Genomic DNA, 19,736 nt, shown 5'->3' with positions numbered 1-19,736 from the left:
TGTAAGGATTTTAGCCCATTGCAAATGAAAAAGCGAATCCAAAAACGATATATAACTTAATATACAACGACTTACAGAAAACAACCGCTATACTCAGAAGTCCTTATTATTACGGATAATTTTTTTGCTATTTCCATGTGATGATAAACGCCTATCTGTCAATATCTCGTCAAAATGAGGTTAATTCTGTGCACATTGTTTGTTGTAGATCAGTTTTATCCCGCGTTTTTTGATAGATAACCCTAAGAATCCATAAATATGATGTCTCGAATTACTGAAATGACTACATCACCATCGAATCATTATCGAAATGAATCAAAATGGCACCTAGAGGGTAAAATACGCACTTAAATTCCGCGAGTTCAAAAAATATTAATTCCTGTTACCCCACAATAAACAGCGCTATTTAATCTGATTATAGAAAGCGTTAATAATCTCCCATCTATATCCTTTATTTTCATACCGTTCTAGTTAATTACGCTTAGCTACATAATCAAGAAATTTGTGATACCGATCGAGAATATTCTCTTTTGTTGTTTTTTATCACAGCAAGTAAACTTCAGATGGTGTTTTATGATAGATTAGCGCCAATTTTGTTTTAGCACTGATTCTAGATTGATAATTTAGCTAGATTGACAGTTTAAATAGATTGATTGTTTAAATAGGAACACTATGCCAAACCGTAGTTTGACAAATCTTAATCACGTCGTCGCCCTTGGGGGCGGACATGGACTTGGTCGAGTGATGTCTTCTCTCTCATCTTTAGGCTCCCGTTTAACTGGCATTGTCACCACCACGGATAATGGTGGCTCTACAGGGCGAATTCGTCGCTCTGAAGGAGGAATTGCTTGGGGTGATATGCGTAATTGCTTGAATCAGTTGATTACTGAGCCATCTATTGCCTCTAAGATGTTTGAATATCGATTTGCAGGTACAGGGGAATTATCAGGACATAATCTCGGTAATCTAATGCTGAAATCCCTTGACCATTTAAGTGTTCGCCCACTTGAAGCCATCAATTTAATCCGCAATATGCTGAAAGTGGATGCTCAATTAATCCCGATGTCTGAATCACCGGTAGACCTGATGGCTATTGATGATATGGGAAATGAAGTCTACGGTGAAGTTAACGTGGATGCTTTGCAGGAGTTACCGCAAGAATTGCGTTTATACCCTCCCGTTAAAGCGACCAGCGAAGCCCTTGATGCTATCCATCGAGCTGATTTGATTTTAATCGGCCCCGGAAGTTTTTTTACCAGTTTAATGCCCCTGTTATTACTCGATGATATCGCCTGCGCCCTGAAAGAGAGCCAAGCGCCGATGGTGTACATCGGTAATTTAGGGAAGGAAATTAGCACCTCCGCTGCCAGCCTCACACTTCCTGAAAAACTAGTCATGATGGAGCGTTATATTGGGCGCAAGAAAATCGATGCGGTGATTGTAGGGCCACGCACCGATGTCACGACAATCCGCCAAGAACGCAAAGTGACTCAGCGAGTATTAGAGGCTGATGATATTCCTTATCGCCACGATAGAAACTTACTGCTGAAAGCCATCGAAGAGACCATTCCCCTTCTGTAATTCACTGAAATTTTAAGTTGCAGGTCAATCCCTGCAACTTTCTCTCTATTTATCTCCAATAATTTAAGTCCGATAATGGTGCTTGTCTAATCCGTACTTTTTCATCCGTAAATAGAGTTTTTTCCGTGGCATTTGCAGATATTCCGACACATCGTTAATTCGTCCTTGATGAATATTCAGAGCTTCCGTAATAATCTGCCGTTCATAATTTTCAATTTGTTGATCTAATGCCGTTGGCGCTACCGACGTTAATAACGGATTCGCTGTCTCCCCCATTGGCATAATGCCAACCGCGTACAGCTCCGCTGCGTTGGCTAACTCCGTTACATTTCCAGGCCAATGACGACGACTCAGTTTTTTGATGAAAGACTCATCCAGTTCAGGCAATTTCTGATTCAATCGAGTACAAGCCAGCTCTAAATAGTGTTGGAATAAAACCGGAATATCCGCTTTACGCAGGGATAACGGTAAACAATTCACCTGAGTTAATGAAAAATAATAATAAAGTTCTGCAATAATCTGCTGCTGTTTAGTCAAAGTAAGCAGCGGCTGATCTGAGATCCCAACCAAACGAAATTCCCGTTGGTCTTGCTGTAAATGCTGAACCAAATAACGCTGTTGGTTCACAGGGAGTAACTCAATATTCTTAATCACTAATGTTCCTGAGCGTGCCTCAGAGACCCATGTTTCAACAGGCACTTCTTGCTCATTTAATAATGTTTTGATCACCAATGGCGCTTGCTGTGGTGTGCTAATTTGATGCAGATAGCGCGCTAAGTAAGTGCGACCACTCCCTAACTCTCCTTGTAAGAACACTGCGGCAAGGGTTTCCGATAACCCTTGAAGCTGCCCGCGAACTTGTAAAGACCACTCACTGCTCCCTACAAAATTGAGCATCAATTGGTTTTTGCCCCACCGGCGCTGCAATACACGCTGTTTCCGTGCCGCCAGCGCTTTGGCAACTTGCTCTAAAAGATATTCTGGGTTAATGGGTTTTTGTAGAAAATCCCATGCCCCCATTTTGACTGCTTCCACCGCCATTGGTACATCCCCATGCCCGGTGATCAATACCACAGGGAGATGTTTGTCTTTGGCGAGAAATAGTGTCATCAACTCGATGCCCGAACATTCCGGCATACACACATCGCTAAGAATAATGCCGCACCAATCACGGTGAACTAACTCTTTTGCTGTCAATGGGTTATCACACGCATAAACTCGGTACCCTGCTTGTTCGAGTAGCAGACAATACGCTTCCAATACATCTTTATCATCATCAATCAGCAATATGTCATGGTTGTCATCAAGCATCTTCAAGTACCTTTTTAAATTCTAAAATTACACACCCATTTCCACGCAGTGTAGAAGCGATTCTCAACTCGCCACCAATTTGCTGCATAATCGATTGGCTAATGGATAACCCAACCCCCAGCCCAATCTCTTTGCTTGTCGTAAAGGGTTTCATTAATGTATCCGCTAAATGCAATGGCCAACCCGTCCCGTTATCACACAAGGTCAACAGCAACTTATCCGCGGTTTCACTGTAATCAACGGTGATTTCTGCTTCTGTGGGGCTGGCATCAAGCGCGTTAGAGAGCAAGTTAACCAACACCTGCTGAATACCAATTTCATCCCCCAGCACCTTAGGCAATATATCTGGATAACTTAATATCACTTTGCGGGTTTTATGTTGAAGCTTCAGAACATCCCAAGCGCTTTGAATTGATTGGCGTAAATTCACAGGTTGTAATTGCTCATTATCATCACGCTTACGAGCGAATTGACGCAGTGAGCGCACAATGCCATCCATTCGAGCCACAAGTTGCTCTGACTTATTTATCGCCATCAACGAGGTGTCATTATCTTGCTCTGGCAACCCTTTTTTCGCCATAAACAGGTGCATAGAGAGCGCATTTAGCGGTTGGTTAATTTCGTGAGCTAAGGTGGTCATCGTCTGCCCCACGACGGCGAGTTTTGCCGTTTGGATCAGCTCGTTTTGCGTAGTTCGTAAGTTTTCCTCTATTGCCTTACGTTCTGCAATCTCTTGTTCTAGCTGGGTTTTCTGTTGATTGATTTGAGCAATACTGCGCTGTAACAGCGTGCCAATTCGCCCTAACTCATCACGACCTTCGACAGGAATATGGGTCGTCAAATCCCCAATACTGATCCGAGCCACTGCTTGGTTTAATGCGGTAAAACGTTTGACCAAACGAGGACGAATAAACAGCATGTTGAACAGCAATACCAACAGTAATGCCAACCCTGCGGTAATAATAATAATTGTGCCACTCCACGACATAATGTTCGCTAAACGCTGGTTTAGCGTTTGTAGCTGAAAGTGGCTGCTCCCAAGTTGCAAATCAAGCTGAGAGCGAAAATCAGCCAAAATTCGCTCTTTTTCGGTCGTCGCTTCATTTAAGGCTCTTTTCGCCGTTTGATAATTTTGCAGGACTTCAAGCATTTGGTTATCCGAAAGGCCGATATCTAACAACTCATCGATGGTTTGACGCAGCGTCACTGAACTTGGATATAAATTCAACGCCTCTTCATTGGCAGCTAAATTCGTTTTTAAGTACCCTAAATAACGGGCATAGCCGTTAACATCGATGGGCTCATCAAAAGCATCATCCCCTTGAATATCCTTCAAGCGCCCCGTCAAAATATTGGTGATCTGCTCTTCCAAACGCGCCAGTGTATAAATTAACTGCAACTCTCCTTGCACGTTACGTAGCCGACTTTGTAACCCTTTGGCTTGAAGAGGATCTTGCTCAATTTTGTCCAGTAAAGAGCCTTGTTGTAGGCTAATATCTTGCGATAACGAGTTGAGCTCCGTACTAAAATCGTCATGTAACCAGTTGATCCGAGAAGATAATGTATTAATTTTTTCCCGTGCTAAAAACAGGGCATATAGTGCCTTATCCAAGCGCTGTAAAAGATCCTGACTTTGGGTCAAAATGACAGAGATTTGCTGTTGATCCTGCCCATTCAATTGCTGATTAAAAGCGGCTATTTGCGCTAAATGTGCGGTGATCTGATTGCGTAGTTGTAATCTCGTCGCTGTATTTGGCGCTTTTAAAAATTCGTTCAATTCATTGACTAAGGTATTTAGCTGCCCTTCAATCAAAAATGAAGCCTGCATTTTGGGAAAATAGTCTCCAAGTGCGTAGCGGATCTGCTTATTTTGCTCTTGCCATGCATATAAGCTGACGCAACTGACGATCAGTGTCATCAAAGCGCCCGCGATAAAGGCGCCACGTAAAATAGCCGTAATACTGAAGCGCCCCATCAATTTCACTATCGATGTTTTCATTTAATCGCTTCCAATACACTGATGGCTTGACGTTGCTGTTCCTGAAAGAAATGCTGCCAGCGCATATATTCCTCTTCCGCTTTGCGATTATCTTCAAAACGCGAATAATAAGCAGGATCTTCACTTTCTTTCGCACTGACTGGCATCGCCGTCAGTAGCGCTCGAACCTCTGGTAAAGAGTGCTTTAGCTTAGCTTCCGCCATATACACCGCACGCCAAGCATCTTTCGATTCCGTTAAACGAAACGTGATCGCCGCATCAAACAGTTGTTGAACTAATCGCTGGCGCTGTAATACCAACTGGACATCCAGCGGTTTAGGCGAATCTAATAGCTGGCTTTGCTGCGCTTTTCGAGGGTTGTCATCCTCAAGAGGAGTAACTGGGTATTTCCCTGTGCTGCTGTCTGCAAACACTTTTTGCCCTTGTTCACTGAGTAAAAAATCAATCAGCTTTCGCGCATTCTCTGGCGCTAAACTATGGCGAGTGATCGCAATAAACGTCGGCGATGTGGCTGAATCAGGCAGATAGTGAAACTCGAGTTCAGGGTCAGCTAATAGCACATTCGCGTAGTTATCAATAATCGGTGCTGCCCCACCTAGCCCCACTTTGATTTTATCGGCTACCCCAAAACTGCGTGATGATACAGTGGCTAAATTCCCCGACATTCCCAGTAAAATGCGCCATCCATCTTCCCATCCCCGCTGCTGTAATAACGACTCAATCATTAAATGATAGGTATCAGAACGAGATGGACCGCTTATCAGTAACGAGCCTTGATATTGGCTATTTGTCAGGTCATCCCATGTCTTAGGAATAGGTAATTTGTTTTGCTCCATCCACTTTCGGTTGGTCAAAATGCCATATCCAGAAAATGCCACCGCAGCAACGGAACCTTTTAAAGATTCAGGAATTAAGCGCTGGGAATACTCAGGAATATCCGGCAATGCACTCAACCGATTATGCTGCTGCAAATGGTGCATCAGCATCGGCGAGGAGGTCAGAATTAAATCGACATTTTCCAAAGCATCGGTATCTAACAAGCGCTCTAATGAGGCACTGGTTCGATTAATCGTGCGGATGGGTATTGCATCCTCTCGCGCATTCCAATTCGTGACTATCGCTTGTGTCGCTTCGGGTGAGAATGTTGTCGCTATCACCAACTCATCATTTTTCGCATGGCTAATTCCCACGCTGTTTAGCAAGATAATAAAAAAACAGAGCCGCATTATCAGTGGACGAATTGGTGTTATTAGTCTCATAAGCGTAGTCATCCCCTGGGTAGATGTGATTCATATCAAAGAAAGTAACAATAATGTGAGTTTGTCAAAAAGTGCATTTGAGACAAATTTTACCCTTTTCGGATTTATGAGCACATGACAAAACTTACCCGCTTTATTCTCATTGTTACGCGATTAAATCAACCCTTAGTTGCGCGTTTTTTGAAATCCATTCCCGTTAATTTATGAATGGGTCAATTTGACTCGTCACTATACAAAATTGGGTCAATTTTGACCCAAACCCTTCATATTGCGATATTTTTTCAACAAGAACATGATGAGTCTGTCAGAAATAAAACGACAAAAAACATCAGGGAATTTCTTTTTACTCTATTTCACAGGTGAACCTATGCTGTCATTTTTAACGCCAGCCACGGCAAAAAAACAAATTGCACCAGAAAAAGTTCCTGCCGCCTATAAACGCTATCGCGTTCAAGCACTACTCAGCGTGTTCTTAGGTTATTTGGCTTACTATATTGTCCGTAACAACTTCACGCTCTCTACCCCGTATTTGAAAGAAAACTTAGATTTAAGTACCACCCAAATTGGTCTACTAACTAGCTGTATGCTGATTGCTTACGGGATCAGTAAAGGCGTGATGAGTAGCCTTGCCGATAAAGCCAGCCCAAAAGCATTTATGGCATTTGGTTTGATCCTGTGCGCCATTGTCAACTTCGGAATGGGGTTTAGTAACGCATTCTGGTTATTCGTTGGTTTTGTAGTGCTTAATGGTATGTTCCAAGGCATGGGTGTGGGTCCGTCATTTATCACCATTGCAAACTGGTTCCCGCGTCGTGAACGTGGCCGTATCGGTGCATTCTGGAATATTTCTCATAACGTGGGTGGTGGTATTGTTGCCCCAATCGTCGGTGCTGCTTTCGCCGTATTAGGCACTGAGCACTGGCAAAGTGCGAGCTACATGGTTCCCGCTTGTATTGCGATTTTATTTGCAGGAATTGTGTTGGTATTAGGCAAAGGTTCCCCAAAACAAGAGGGTTTACCTGCGCTTGACCAAATGATGCCAGAAGAAAAAGTGATCCTGACTTCAGCGCAAAAAGAACAATCACCGGAGAATATGAGCGCCTTCCAAATTTTCTGTACCTATGTACTGAAAAACAAAAATGCGTGGTATATCTCTTTCGTTGACGTCTTTGTGTATATGGTACGTTTCGGCGTGATCAGCTGGCTACCAATCTACCTGCTGACAGAGAAAAACTTCTCTAAAGATCAGATGAGCGTTGCATTTTTATTCTTCGAATGGGCAGCGATTCCATCCACTTTATTAGCTGGTTGGTTAACGGACAAACTATTTAAAGGTCGTAGAATGCCGTTAGCTATTGTTTGTATGACACTGATTTTCTTCTGCCTCATCGGTTACTGGCAGAGCCAATCATTAGCTGTCGTCACCTTCTTTGCAGCAGTAGTTGGTTGCTTAATCTATGTGCCTCAGTTCTTAGCATCAGTACAAACAATGGAAATCGTGCCAAGCTTCGCAGTTGGTTCAGCCGTCGGCCTACGTGGTTTTATGAGCTATATCCTTGGCGCAACATTAGGTACTAGCTTATTTGGTTTCGTGGTTGACCGTATGGGTTGGCATGCAGGTTTCTATCTGCTCTTAGGGGGGATTGTTTGCTGCATTATCTTCTGTGTGCTGTCCCACTTAGGCGCATTGGAACTTGAGCGTAACCGTCAATCGGTAATAGCAAAAGGTCAGTTAGCTAACGCTTAATCTCGCTAAGAAAATTCGACTAAAAATATGACTGAGTTCAATTTCTCACTGAACTCAGTTTTCTTTATGTATTAATACATTGCTTCGATTTCTGTCGGGGATAAACCTGTAATTTGACTAATAACATCAATGTTTAAACCTAAACTTAAGCTGGTCAAAACTTGGGCATAAGTGCGTTGTTTGGCCTTCTCCTGCTCTTCTTGTCGAGCTTCTTCTCGCCCTTCATTTCTTAATCGATCAGCAATTGTCATAACGGTCTCCTGATATCCTTCTGTTTTCTCTATTAATGTTTTGACTATCTTCTTGTATGTCGGCGTATCCATCACACTAAACAGATAGTTGATGATTAAAATAACGTCGTCGCGATGGTTTTCGTTCTCATGGATCACCTGCGCTAAGCGTTTTGACAGCACCATAAGGTCATCTTTCAGGGATGAGTGTTTGAGAACTAACTCCAACGCCGCAACTTTTCGGTGATTCACAAGTTCATCATCACTTGCCACTGTTACATCCACTAACGGCAGTGGATTACAATACAAATCATGCGCTAAATCAGACCACTCAAAGCAATCTGTCCATGATTGGGAATAAGGATAAGGGGATTGATTTCCATGATAAAACAAGATGGGAACCACCAGCGGCAAGGTTTTATGTCCTTGTTGTAAGTGTTGATTCATCGCGCAAAATGCATAATGCATCATCCGCCACCCCATCAGCTTATCAGGGGAAGATTGGTGCTCAACTAAAAAGTAAAAATACCCTTTACCCATAAGTGTTTGCACGGAGTAGAGCATGTCCGAAAAACGAGAACGCAATGTTTTATCCACAAATGAAGCGCTGGCTAACTTCAAGGTATCAAAATTGCAAAGGTGCTTAATGCGATTAGGAAGATGGACTTCAAAAAAATCCCGCGCATTATCCACTTTGCTCATAAAGCCTTTAAAGGTTGAATCATGAGGAGCTACAATTGATTGGGTCGCCATCTCGGCCTCGTCTTGGTTCATAAGGTGACGAGATACTAACCAATATTTTTGCAAGTGTGAGAAAAAGTTAGTCCTAATTACCGCAAATTACTTGACAAGCTAACTTGTTGTTATAAATAACTTTACTAACTTATTCCATTCATAAAAAAGCCCCTTAACCCGCATATTGCAGCGCTAAGAGGCACTTAATAAATTAGCGTATTTTTTAGCGATTTTTAAAAATTACGAATTGGCGATAAATTGGTTTCGTAGTGTTTGTAACTCATCGCGAACCCGCGCAGCAGCTTCAAATTCCAGATCTTGAGCATGTTTATACATCTGCGCTTCCAGTTGAGAAATACGCTGCTCCAGCTCTTTCGTTGACATGGACTGAACATTAAGCAGAGATTCATCTTTGATGATCTCTTTACCGCGCCCTTTCCCTTTACCACCCACTTTGTGACCAATCTGGAGGATGTCCCCCACTTTCTTGTTCAAGCCTTTAGGCGTGATACCATGGGCTTCGTTAAACGCCATCTGTTTGGCACGGCGTCGCTCTGTCTCAGCAATCGCTTTTTCCATGGAGTTAGTGATTCTATCCCCATACAAAATGGCTTTACCGTTCAAGTTACGCGCTGCACGACCGATGGTTTGGATCAGTGAACGTTCTGAACGTAAGAAACCTTCTTTATCAGCATCAAGGATAGCCACCAACGAAACTTCTGGCATATCCAAACCTTCTCGCAATAAGTTGATCCCAACCAGTACATCAAACTCACCAAGACGTAAATCACGGATAATTTCAACACGTTCCACTGTGTCGATATCTGAGTGTAGATAGCGAACTCGCTCCCCATGCTCTTCTAAATATTCGGTGAGGTCTTCCGCCATGCGTTTGGTTAGTGTGGTGACCAGCACGCGCTCCTGTTTCTGAACGCGAATACGAATTTCAGAAAGTAAGTCATCCACCTGCGTTGCCACCGGACGCACTTCAATCAGCGGATCAAGCAGCCCTGTCGGCCTAACTACCTGCTCAATCACTTCCTGCCCCGACTTATCCAGCTCATAATTACCCGGTGTCGCTGACACATAGATAGTTTGAGGCGCTAAAGCTTCAAATTCTTCAAAACGCATTGGGCGGTTATCGAGGGCAGAAGGCAGTCGGAAACCATACTCTACAAGAGTCTCTTTACGAGAACGGTCACCTTTATACATCGCCCCAATTTGTGGGATAGTGACGTGAGACTCATCCACAACCAGCAAGCCATCAGCAGGTAAATAATCAAATAATGTTGGCGGTGGCTCGCCCGGTGCACGCCCTGAGAGATAACGTGAATAGTTTTCAATACCTGAGCAGTATCCCAGCTCATTCATCATTTCCAAGTCAAATTGGGTGCGCTGAGTGATCCGCTGCTCTTCCAGGAGCTTATGATTCTCTAGCAGCACTTTGCGCCTATCCGCTAACTCGACTTTGATATTTTCCATCGCCTCAAGGATCCGTTCTCTTGGCGTCACATAGTGAGTTTTAGGGTAAACGGTAAAGCGTGGTACTCGATGTTGAATAGCCCCAGTTAACGGGTCAAACAACGATAATCGCTCCACTTCATCATCAAAGAGTTCAACTCTTAATGCATACTCATCGGATTCTGCTGGGAAAATATCGATTACTTCGCCACGAACGCGGAATGTTCCTCGCGTGAATGCTTGGTCATTACGGGTATACTGCAAATCTGCAAGGCGGCGCAAAATAGAGCGCTGATCAATGATCATGCCATCAGTCAAGTGCAGCATCATTTTCAAATAACTGTCAGGATCACCCAACCCATAAATTGCAGAGACCGATGCCACAACAATGACATCACGACGCTCAAGTAAAGCTTTGGTTGCAGACAAACGCATCTGCTCAATATGTTCGTTTACCGAGGCATCTTTCTCAATAAAGGTATCTGAGCTGGGGACATACGCCTCAGGTTGATAATAATCATAGTAAGAAACGAAATACTCTACTGCGTTCTCAGGAAAGAAGGCTTTCATTTCACTGTAGAGTTGTGCCGCCAAGGTTTTGTTATGCGCCATCAACATCGTTGGTCGATTTTCTTGCGCGATAACGTTCGCAATTGTAAACGTTTTCCCTGATCCAGTAACCCCTAGCAAGGTTTGATGAGCAAGACCATCTTCTAATCCTTCTCTTAATTTACGAATCGCCTCAGGCTGATCGCCTCCCGGCTGAAAATCAGAATACAGTTTAAAATCCTTGCTCATAGTTATGCCTCTTTAATAATCTCTCGCCTATGATACTGGATAAAAAACCAGCTTCAAGTGCTGGTGATAAATTTCCTTTTTATGAGGTTGAAATCTGTTTACGAAAATGTTATCCCCAAAATAAAACTTGACCTTTTTGAAAGGAGATATTTTATGCTTTTCGACTTTTAGGCTTTAACGCAAATCTAAATAGAACGCTTGCTTTTATTTAACTAATTGTATTTAAACAAAATTACATAAAAGCCCAGAATCACATCAAATAAAGGCAAAGCCGCTTGTCACCTAGCATTAGAATGGTTTTTGAATGTTAATTCACAAGGTTATCCACAGAAATAGTGGATAACTCTGGAAGCCCTTCCGCCTCATGCACTCCCGTAGCATGCTCATTTTACGGTTTGGCGATAAAATGACAGAAATATGGCGAAATGATGAAAGTGTTTTTACTCTCCATTCGTGACAAAAGAAAAATATTCTGTTTTTTTACGGAAACTACTTAGTATTTTTCCTATGAAACTTGACAAAAAAAGGATCATTAGCGTTAAAAAAGATCGGCGAAAACAAGTAAAAGGCGTACTCCCACCATACCTAATTGTATAGCGGGTTTACTAAGATTTTTAAGGGATCTTAAAGATAGGAAAGGTTTAAATATTGCCCTAAAGAATCGGTAGATTGGCTTTTGATATGCGGGATGATCCCTAAGCATGGCGCATCGATCATCCGTTTCAGTGCAGTGAGATATTCTTGTTGATAAGTGCCCGCGGGTTCCACTTCATTCGCAATCCAACCAACTAACGATAACCCTGAGGCTTTCACGGCTTGCGCAGTTAATACCGCATGGTTAATACACCCAAGCTTCACACCTACCACTAAAATCACGGGTAACCGCTGTTCAACCACCCAATCTGCGTAGGTTTGTTCGGCAGATAATGGGGTATACCAACCGCCAGCTCCTTCCACTAACACCCATTCCGCCTGTGCTTGTAGCTGTTTTAGTCCTTGAGTCATCACGGAAAACTCAATGGACTGCCCAGTTTTTTCACTGACAATGTGAGGTGACGTCGGCGCTTCAAAAATGATGGGATTAATTTGCTCATAAGGTACTACGACGCGGCTATTCGCTTGAAGCTGTAGTGCATCGCTATTACGCAAACCTTGTGCGGTCATTTCGCTACCAGAAGCTACTGGCTTATATCCTACGGTTTTTAGCCCTTGCAGATTAGCTGCTTGTAACAATGCACAGCTCGACATGGTTTTGCCAATTTCGGTATCCGTTCCGGTTACAAAATACGTTTTAGTCACGATAAATAATTCCAAATACAGTTTGATAGGTTAATGGCAGCCCTTTCTCAGTACTTGGATATACTGAGCTGAGTTGCTGCAAACGCTGACGAGTCATCAGCCCCGCTTGGCGACCCGCAGTTAAGTGAGTTGCACCGATTCCCTTCACTGAATTAAGTAATTCAATGAGGTTCGAAAAATAGAGAGTGTCCGCTTGTTGATAAAGTTGGCTACGCCAGCCCTGACAGCTCTTAACAATGTTTGAGTAGGGTAAAAAACGGTTTACATGAGGGGAATCATCCAACGCTTTCCAAGCCGCCGAAAGCTCGCCAAGGGAGTGCTCCGCTAAGGTGGTAAAACCGATAATTCCTCCTGGCTTTGTCACGCGGTATAACTCACCCAGAGCATGAGATAAATCATCGCACCACTGAATGGCCAAATTCGAAAATACCCAATCAAAACTGGCATCCTCAAAAGGAAGCGTATCCATATCCCCACACACATAACAGTGCGCCGATTGCTTGTTTCGCGCGACATCTAGCATGCCCGCAGAGAGGTCAAGCGCCGTCACATGCGCTCCCGTCTGTTTGATAATTTGGCTAAAAAACCCTGTTCCACAACCTGCATCTAATACCTGTTGAGAAAACATAGGCGTCTCTATTACCCCGTGGCTTTCTAATAAGCTAAGCAGCTGCTTACCGCTATTTTGTTGATAGCTAGCCAGAGAATCATAGCGAGAGGCTGCACGCCCAAATGCCGACGCTATCTTGGCTTTTTCTTGCGTATTTCGCGATAAACTCGTCTCATCATGATACAAAGACAAATTCATTGAGTGCCTCCAATAATTTGTCGATATCTTCTTGCTGGTGGGCAGCACTTAGTGTCATGCGTAATCTGGCACTCCCCGGAGGAACCGTTGGTGGTCTAATTGCTTGAACCCAAATGCCTTTCTCGCGCAAAAATTGTGATAACTGCAAACTCTTTTCGTTATCCCCGACAATTAACGGTTGGATAGCTGTATTTGAATCCACCAGATGCATATCCGGTAAATTAAGCTGGCGCTTAAAATAGTGAATATTGCGCTGTAATTGAGCCCGCTGTTCATCCGCTTGTTGAATTTCTCCTACCGCCGCCGAGATAGCAACGGCTTGAGCTGGAGGCATTGAGGTGCTGTAAATAAGGTGACGAGCCGCTTGAATTAAAAAGTCCGCAGTGCGTTCATCACACAACACCGCTGCCCCGCTAACGCCAACGGCTTTACCAAAAGTGGCCACGAGAATATCGGGCTTAATACCATATTCATCACAACTACCACGCCCTTGCTTGCCCCAGATCCCAAGTCCATGAGCATCATCCACCATCAACCATGCATTGTGAGCGTGAGCCAGTGTTTGCAGTTCATCAAGTGGTGCACTGTCCCCATCCATGCTGAACACCCCTTCCGTCACTACTAACGTTTTCGCTGTATGGGGTTTGCTGATTAGTTTTTTTAAGGAATTAACACTATTGTGGCTAAAGCGTCGTAACTGGGCTTGGGAATGCATCGCCCCTTCTAACAAAGAAGCATGGCTGAGTTTATCAGCCAGAATACGGTCTTCCGCCGTCATTAACGCGGTGATCAAGGCATGGTTAGCGGCAAAGCCAGAAATAAACAAAATGGCACGTGGATAGCCTAGCCAATCCGCCAGCTTCTGCTCCGCTTGGTGATGAGCGTGAGTGAACCCCGTGATATGTCCAGAGCCGCCACTTCCTACTCCATACTCTTGCGCACCTTGCTGCCAAGCACGGATAATTTCAGGATGTTGGCTCAGCCCTAAATAATCATTCGACGAAAAATTCAGGTAGCTTTTGCCTTGAAAATGGAGTTCCCGACCAGAGCTTTTTTCAATACATCTGCGCTCACGCCATGCAGAAGCGTCTTTACGCTTCTGCAATTGGCTATCGATAAACGATGTCCAGCCCATCAGACTGCCGCATTATAGAATTGCGGATTGTCAGCGGTTAACAGTGTTTCTGCCAGTTTCGCTGCTTGTAGATCTTCCCCGTCTTCCATTTCGATACGTTCAGGGTTGATATTCAGCTTCTTAAACAGCGCAATATCTTTGTTTTCATCAGGGTTTGGCGTGGTTAACAGTTTGCAGCCATAGAAAACAGAGTTCGCACCTGCCATAAAACACAGCGCCTGCGTTTGCTCGTTCATATGTTCGCGACCTGCGGATAAACGCACATAGGAGCTTGGCATCATGATCCGCGCCACTGCAATGGTACGAATAAAATCAAATGGATCGACATCTTCATTATCAGCCATTGGAGTACCTTCAACCTTCATCAACATATTGATAGGCACGCTCTCTGGTGGTTTTGGTAAGTTAGCCAGCTGCACGAGTAATGCCGCACGGTCACTGACTTTTTCACCTAAGCCCAAAATCCCACCCGAGCAAACTTTAATTCCCGCATTACGCACGTTATCTAGCGTATCTAAACGATCTTGGTAAGTTCGCGTGGTGATAATATTGCCGTAATATTCCGGTGAGGTATCAAGGTTATGGTTATAGTAATCCAAGCCCGCGTCCGCTAAGCGACCCGCTTGCGAATCATCAATCATCCCCAGCGTCATGCACGTTTCCATGCCTAACGCTTTCACTTCCTTGACCATCATTTCAAGGTAAGGCATATCACGCTCTTTCGGGTTACGCCATGCAGCCCCCATACAAAAACGCGTAGAACCGGCATTTTTGGCTTTTTTCGCCGATTCAACCACTTGCTGGACTTCCATCAAGCGCTCAGTTTCTAAGCCTGTTTTATACCGCGCACTCTGAGCGCAATACTTACAATCTTCAGGACATGCCCCTGTTTTGATAGACAGCAACGTGCTCACTTGCACTTGTTGCGGGTCAAAATGTTGGCGATGTACTTGCTGTGCTTGAAATAGTAATTCGAAAAACGGCATTGAAAACAGTTCGTTAGCTTGTTTTATTGTCCAGTTTTTTACTGAACATTGTTTTAGTTGGCTCACGGGAACTCTCCAGTTGAAAAAGTTGTTGCCAGTTTAAATATTGCGATTATCATGTCAACTAAATGATCTAAAAAAAGTTGACGAAAGATAATAATGGACAGTTGTGATATTGCTTTTGATGCCAAGCACATTTGGCATCCTTACACCTCAATGAGCCACCCTATTCCTGCCTATCCAATCGTTGCCGCAGAAGGTGCGGAGCTGATTATGGAAGATGGTAGAAGACTGATTGACGGGATGTCATCGTGGTGGGCAACCATCCATGGCTATAATCACCCAGTCCTCAATCAAGCGGTCACCGACCAACTAGCGAAAATGTCTCACGTGATGTTCGGGGGCATTACCCATCCACCCGCCATTGCATTATGCAAACAACTGGTTGCCATCACCCCAGAGCCACTCGAGTGTGTTTTTCTTGCGGATTCTGGCTCAGTCGCCGTAGAAGTTTCCTTAAAAATGGCGCTGCAATACTGGCAAGCTCGCGGTGAAAAACGCCAGCGAATCCTCACATTACGTCATGGTTACCATGGCGATACTTTTGGTGCGATGGCGGTGTGTGATCCTGACAACTCGATGCACGGTTTATACAAAGGTTATTTACCGCCCCATATTTTTGTCGATGCACCTCAGTGTGGTTTCCATGACGAGTGGAATGAAAATGATCTTCAGCCACTCAAGCATCAACTTGCCGAAAATCATCAGGACATTGCCGCGATCATCCTCGAACCTATCGTTCAAGGTGCGGGAGGAATGCGTTTTTATCATCCTAATTACCTCAAAGGCGTTCGTGAGCTTTGTGACCGTTACGGATTACTGCTCATTGCGGATGAAATCGCCACAGGGTTTGGTCGTACCGGAAAGTTATTCGCTTGCCAGCATGCGGAAATTTCACCTGATATCATGTGCCTAGGAAAAGGTTTGACGGGAGGGTATATGACGCTCTCTGCCACTATCGCAACCCGTCATGTGGCTGAGACAATAAGTAATGGAGAAGCAGGCTGCTTTATGCACGGACCGACCTTTATGGGAAATCCATTAGCCTGTGCCGTTGCCAATGCCAGTTTGAAATTATTGCTAGAAAGCCCATGGCAAGAGACTGTTGCCAACATTGAGCAGCAACTGAAAACGGAGTTACTTCCCCTTGCCCGTTATTCCTGTGTTCAAAATGTTCGGGTGCTAGGCACTATTGGTGTGATTGAGATGAAGCAGCCGGTCAATACGGCCGAATTGCAGAAAATTTTTGTGGCTGAAGGGGTATGGGTACGCCCATTTGGTAAGCTTATTTATGTGATGCCGCCGTATATTATTACCCCAGAGCAGCTAAGCAAAATAACTCAAGCAATGGAAAAAGTGCTTACCGCGTAATGAAACCTGTCGCTGGGTTATTCACACAGCGGCAGGCTTATCAACCATTAACGGAATGTCACCCACATACAGCCTGTAGAGGCTTTATAACGCGCTAATTCAGTTAATTTTCCAGTGATAGAGTCAATCTCTGACACGGAAATATGATCGGATTTTTGTCCGCTTGACACCAAGAAACGCCCTGATGGGTCAATGTTAAAACCACGAGGCTGCGCTTGTGTTGGGTAGCGTCCAACTAAACTTAACTCGCAACCATTCTCAGAAACTTGATAGTGAGCTAAGTAACTCTCTGAACGTTCACTCGCATATAAATAACGACCATTTGGCGTGATATGAATATCCGCCGCCCAACGCTGGCTCTGATTCCCCTCTGGATACAATGCTACATTCTGCATTTCACGGTAACGCGTAAATTTATGATAAACGTTGATCGTGGAATCCAGTTCATTCAAGCAGTAAATCACTTTTTCTCGAGGGTGTAGCGCTAAATGACGAGGTCCCGCTTTTGGCGCTGTCGTGATTTGATCGGCGGTGGCTTCGGTAAGATAACCATTGTTTGCCAAATCAAATAAACGAATATGATCTTCGCCTAAACATGGTACCCACAGCTGCTGATTATCAGCGTCCATATGGGATGAATGCGGATGGCGTAATCCTTCGATGACCTGAATTGGGGCCCCAGCAACGCCGCCACTACCAATCGGTAATACGGCTAAATTGTGCTGGTGGTATGAAGGGACAAACAGGAATTTACCGCTATTATCCAGCGATAAATGCACAGGTTTTCCTGGTACGCAGGTTTGTGCTTTAAAACGTAATGTACCTTGAGGTTCAATATCATAGGTCACAACACTCAGGTGAGGCCCGACCCCGATATACAGATGCTTTTTATCGTGGCTCACCACCATTGGCTGCACTTGCCCCGGTGTACTCACGGTTTGCAGTAGTGAAAGTTCACCCACTTGATTCATCGCCCAAACGTGAATTTGTTGGGTTTCTGGGCTGGCAACATAAACAACCTGATCCATCCTGACTCCTTGATTGATAGTAAAATCATCGAATGAAATGATTGACTGACTATACCGAAAAAAAATCAAATTGCCGCTAAAAAACCAAATTACGGTTAAAAACCCAATAACCACTAAAAACCTGCGCCGCACAGTTTAGTGTATAAACACTAATCAACTTCAGTTATCATAAAGCCCTAAAATGAATCCGAAAAAATCATATGGAGTCGTTTATGTCATACCGTGTTATTGCCCTTGATCTCGATGGAACGCTACTTGATCACCAGAAAAAAATTCTGCCCGAATCTTTAGAAGCTCTGAATGAAGCCCGTCGACAAGGGGTCAAAGTCATCATTGTGACAGGTCGCCACCATGTGGCCATTCATCCGTTTTATCAGACGCTTGACTTAGATACCCCCGCAATTTGCTGTAACGGTACCTATCTGTATGACTATTTAGGTAAAAAAGTCTTAGAGTCGAACCCAATGACGGTCGATTCTGCCGCCTTACTGATTGATAAACTGCGTGGCTCCGATATTCAACACTTAATGTATGTCGATAACGCGATGCTGTATCACACGAAAACTGAAGGTGTGACGCGTACATTAAATTGGGCGCAATCTTTACCTCAACACCAGCGTCCAACTTTCGAATTTATCGAAGATTTCGCTCATGCGCTCAATCAGTATGAATATATTTGGAAATTTGCAGTTACCTCGCCAGATCACCAACGCCTGCACGATGTTGTTCGTGAAATTGAGTCAGAATTGGACTTAGATTGCGAATGGTCATGGGAAGATCAGGTGGATGTGGGTCGCAAAGGTAATAGCAAAGGTCAGCGCCTGAAAGAATGGGTCGAAGCCCAAGGCATGAGCATGAATGATGTGGTTGCTTTCGGCGATAATTTCAATGATTTAAGTATGCTAACCACAGCAGGTTTAGGAGTTGCTATGGGAAATGCAGTTGATGAAATCAAGCAGCAAGCCAAGTTAGTGACTCGCGTTAATACCGAACCCGGTATCGCCGAAGTGATCCGTAAATATGTTTTGTAAAACATCATTCTGGCTAACTTAAAGATGTCTATATCCGCATAAAAAGAAAAACCGCTTACGCGGTTTTTCTCCCTTCCTAAAGGAAGTATCCGACCAATTCTAGAATTGAACGCATTAGATCGAGAATTAATGTAATTAATTTCAACATGTTCAACCACCTTAGATATCTTTCGACATCAAAGATGTGCGACTAATCTGCTTACCTATACAACTAGCCCCTACAGAATTCATCCTGTTTAAATTTGAAGCATCACACATAGAATTAAGGCTTTCAGGTCGCCAAACCTGAGGGACTAGTTATAATTATACAAATTCATAATCTATAACCTAACCAACTGAAATAGTTAAATTTAAAGGAAACAGTAAATAACTTTCTCTATGGTGATATCACAAATTTATCAATCTAATTCGGAGTATGTGGAGTATACTTAGTAGGCAGGAATTTGCAATTGATTCTCAGTTTCGTTATACTTGGCCTGTTTAAATTTGAAGCATCACACAGAATCGCTGGCAAGTGATTCTGCATAAAAACCTCGCAACGCCAAGCGAGGTTTTTTATTTTTTATCTATAGAGCTTACCAACAAGCTGCAAGTCTAAATCATAGATACGTTTACTAGCTAATGAAATCAACAACGCTGCGGTGTGAAGAACGACTCGGAGCAAGGCTCTAAGTTATTCGCATTGCAGCTAGGCGACAAATTCACTCATCCCTAGGAGCATACGCAAGTATGTGACTAGGGTGAGTTAATGAAGTCAACAACGCTGTGGTGTGAAGAACGACTCGGAGCAAGGCTCTAAGTTATTCGCATTGCAGCTAGGCGACAAATTCACTCATCCCTAGGAGCATACACAAGTATGTGACTAGGGTGAGTTAATGAAGTCAACAACGCTGTGGT

Annotated in this window: 14 protein-coding genes; 4 read left to right on the top strand and 10 right to left on the bottom strand. The window is 43.8% G+C overall.

Features of this window, described 5'->3' with window-relative positions; all coding sequences use genetic code 11:
- Positions 1-672 precede the first annotated feature (672 nt).
- Positions 673-1,581, top strand: coding sequence for a gluconeogenesis factor YvcK family protein (locus M5X66_RS05025; RefSeq protein WP_036949771.1), 909 nt, complete (start codon positions 673-675; stop codon positions 1,579-1,581).
- Between the two features lie 63 nt (positions 1,582-1,644).
- Here M5X66_RS05025 and pgtA read toward each other — a convergent pair whose 3' ends face one another.
- Genes pgtA through M5X66_RS05010 form a run of 3 tightly spaced genes read right to left on the bottom strand, consistent with a single transcriptional unit; the run spans position 1,645 to position 6,117 of the window.
- Positions 1,645-2,892, bottom strand: a complete 1,248-nt coding sequence (gene pgtA, locus M5X66_RS05020) for a two-component system response regulator PgtA (RefSeq protein ID WP_132494326.1) — start codon at positions 2,890-2,892, stop codon at positions 1,645-1,647.
- Positions 2,885-4,891 (bottom strand): two-component system sensor histidine kinase PgtB, encoded by a 2,007-nt coding sequence (pgtB, locus tag M5X66_RS05015; RefSeq protein WP_154599900.1) that lies wholly within the window; start codon positions 4,889-4,891, stop codon positions 2,885-2,887. The genes pgtA and pgtB overlap by 8 nt, the downstream gene beginning before the upstream one ends.
- Positions 4,888-6,117, bottom strand: coding sequence for an ABC transporter substrate-binding protein (locus M5X66_RS05010; RefSeq protein WP_036949777.1), 1,230 nt, complete (start codon positions 6,115-6,117; stop codon positions 4,888-4,890). The genes pgtB and M5X66_RS05010 overlap by 4 nt, the downstream gene beginning before the upstream one ends.
- A 400-nt stretch (positions 6,118-6,517) precedes the next feature.
- Here M5X66_RS05010 and pgtP point away from each other — a divergent pair, with 400 nt between their 5' ends.
- A complete protein-coding gene (pgtP, locus tag M5X66_RS05005; protein ID WP_036949779.1) occupies positions 6,518-7,897 on the top strand; it encodes a phosphoglycerate transporter PgtP in 1,380 nt (459 codons plus the stop codon).
- A gap of 71 nt (positions 7,898-7,968) precedes the next feature.
- Here pgtP and M5X66_RS05000 read toward each other — a convergent pair whose 3' ends face one another.
- From M5X66_RS05000 to bioB, 6 genes are all read right to left on the bottom strand, one after another.
- Positions 7,969-8,880 (bottom strand): Rpn family recombination-promoting nuclease/putative transposase, encoded by a 912-nt coding sequence (locus M5X66_RS05000; RefSeq protein ID WP_270103907.1) that lies wholly within the window; start codon positions 8,878-8,880, stop codon positions 7,969-7,971.
- Positions 8,881-9,102: 222 nt separating this feature from the next.
- Complete coding sequence (gene uvrB / locus M5X66_RS04995) at positions 9,103-11,121, bottom strand: excinuclease ABC subunit UvrB (protein ID WP_270103906.1); 2,019 nt, start codon at positions 11,119-11,121, stop codon at positions 9,103-9,105.
- Between the two features lie 624 nt (positions 11,122-11,745).
- On the bottom strand, positions 11,746-12,420 hold the full coding sequence (gene bioD, locus M5X66_RS04990) for a dethiobiotin synthase (RefSeq protein WP_036949783.1): 675 nt from the start codon (positions 12,418-12,420) through the stop codon (positions 11,746-11,748).
- Positions 12,413-13,228: a malonyl-ACP O-methyltransferase BioC gene (bioC, locus tag M5X66_RS04985; RefSeq protein WP_036949785.1), complete on the bottom strand. Its 816-nt coding sequence runs from the start codon at positions 13,226-13,228 to the stop codon at positions 12,413-12,415. Before bioC ends, bioD begins: the two co-directional genes overlap by 8 nt.
- Complete coding sequence (gene bioF, locus M5X66_RS04980) at positions 13,206-14,363, bottom strand: 8-amino-7-oxononanoate synthase (protein WP_270103905.1); 1,158 nt, start codon at positions 14,361-14,363, stop codon at positions 13,206-13,208. Before bioF ends, bioC begins: the two co-directional genes overlap by 23 nt.
- Entirely contained in the window at positions 14,363-15,349 is a 987-nt protein-coding gene (gene bioB / locus M5X66_RS04975) for a biotin synthase BioB (RefSeq protein WP_051422575.1), read from the bottom strand. Before bioB ends, bioF begins: the two co-directional genes overlap by 1 nt.
- A 159-nt stretch (positions 15,350-15,508) precedes the next feature.
- Here bioB and bioA point away from each other — a divergent pair, with 159 nt between their 5' ends.
- Positions 15,509-16,780, top strand: a complete 1,272-nt coding sequence (gene bioA / locus M5X66_RS04970) for an adenosylmethionine--8-amino-7-oxononanoate transaminase (RefSeq protein ID WP_036949791.1) — start codon at positions 15,509-15,511, stop codon at positions 16,778-16,780.
- A 47-nt stretch (positions 16,781-16,827) separates the two neighbouring features.
- Here the strand turns inward: bioA and pgl are convergent, their stop codons facing one another.
- Positions 16,828-17,808 carry a 6-phosphogluconolactonase gene (gene pgl, locus M5X66_RS04965; protein WP_270103904.1) on the bottom strand — a complete coding sequence of 327 codons (981 nt, stop codon included), beginning with the start codon at positions 17,806-17,808 and terminating at the stop codon, positions 16,828-16,830.
- 212 nt (positions 17,809-18,020) lie between these two features.
- Between pgl and M5X66_RS04960 the strand changes: the two genes are divergently transcribed.
- Positions 18,021-18,839 carry a pyridoxal phosphatase gene (locus M5X66_RS04960; protein ID WP_036949795.1) on the top strand — a complete coding sequence of 273 codons (819 nt, stop codon included), beginning with the start codon at positions 18,021-18,023 and terminating at the stop codon, positions 18,837-18,839.
- Positions 18,840-19,736: the final 897 nt, after the last annotated feature.

Origin of the sequence: Providencia sp. PROV188, assembly GCF_027595165.1 — a bacterium.
Taxonomy (GTDB): domain Bacteria; phylum Pseudomonadota; class Gammaproteobacteria; order Enterobacterales; family Enterobacteriaceae; genus Providencia; species Providencia lanzhouensis.
This window is presented reverse-complemented; position numbering and strand designations above follow the sequence as displayed.

Excerpts from the sequence above, each read along its gene's own strand:
- bioA (WP_036949791.1), top strand. The coding sequence starts at position 15,509 with ATGGACAGTTGTGATATTGCTTTTGATGCCAAGCACATTTGGCATCCT.
- M5X66_RS05010 (WP_036949777.1), bottom strand. The coding sequence starts at position 6,117 with ATGCGGCTCTGTTTTTTTATTATCTTGCTAAACAGCGTGGGAATTAGC.
- pgtP (WP_036949779.1), top strand. The coding sequence starts at position 6,518 with ATGCTGTCATTTTTAACGCCAGCCACGGCAAAAAAACAAATTGCACCA.
- M5X66_RS05000 (WP_270103907.1), bottom strand. The coding sequence starts at position 8,880 with ATGGCGACCCAATCAATTGTAGCTCCTCATGATTCAACCTTTAAAGGC.
- uvrB (WP_270103906.1), bottom strand. The coding sequence starts at position 11,121 with ATGAGCAAGGATTTTAAACTGTATTCTGATTTTCAGCCGGGAGGCGAT.
- bioC (WP_036949785.1), bottom strand. The coding sequence starts at position 13,228 with ATGAATTTGTCTTTGTATCATGATGAGACGAGTTTATCGCGAAATACG.
- bioB (WP_051422575.1), bottom strand. The coding sequence starts at position 15,349 with ATGCCGTTTTTCGAATTACTATTTCAAGCACAGCAAGTACATCGCCAA.
- pgl (WP_270103904.1), bottom strand. The coding sequence starts at position 17,808 with ATGGATCAGGTTGTTTATGTTGCCAGCCCAGAAACCCAACAAATTCAC.
- M5X66_RS04960 (WP_036949795.1), top strand. The coding sequence starts at position 18,021 with ATGTCATACCGTGTTATTGCCCTTGATCTCGATGGAACGCTACTTGAT.
- M5X66_RS05025 (WP_036949771.1), top strand. The coding sequence starts at position 673 with ATGCCAAACCGTAGTTTGACAAATCTTAATCACGTCGTCGCCCTTGGG.
- pgtA (WP_132494326.1), bottom strand. The coding sequence starts at position 2,892 with ATGCTTGATGACAACCATGACATATTGCTGATTGATGATGATAAAGAT.
- pgtB (WP_154599900.1), bottom strand. The coding sequence starts at position 4,891 with ATGAAAACATCGATAGTGAAATTGATGGGGCGCTTCAGTATTACGGCT.
- bioF (WP_270103905.1), bottom strand. The coding sequence starts at position 14,363 with ATGGGCTGGACATCGTTTATCGATAGCCAATTGCAGAAGCGTAAAGAC.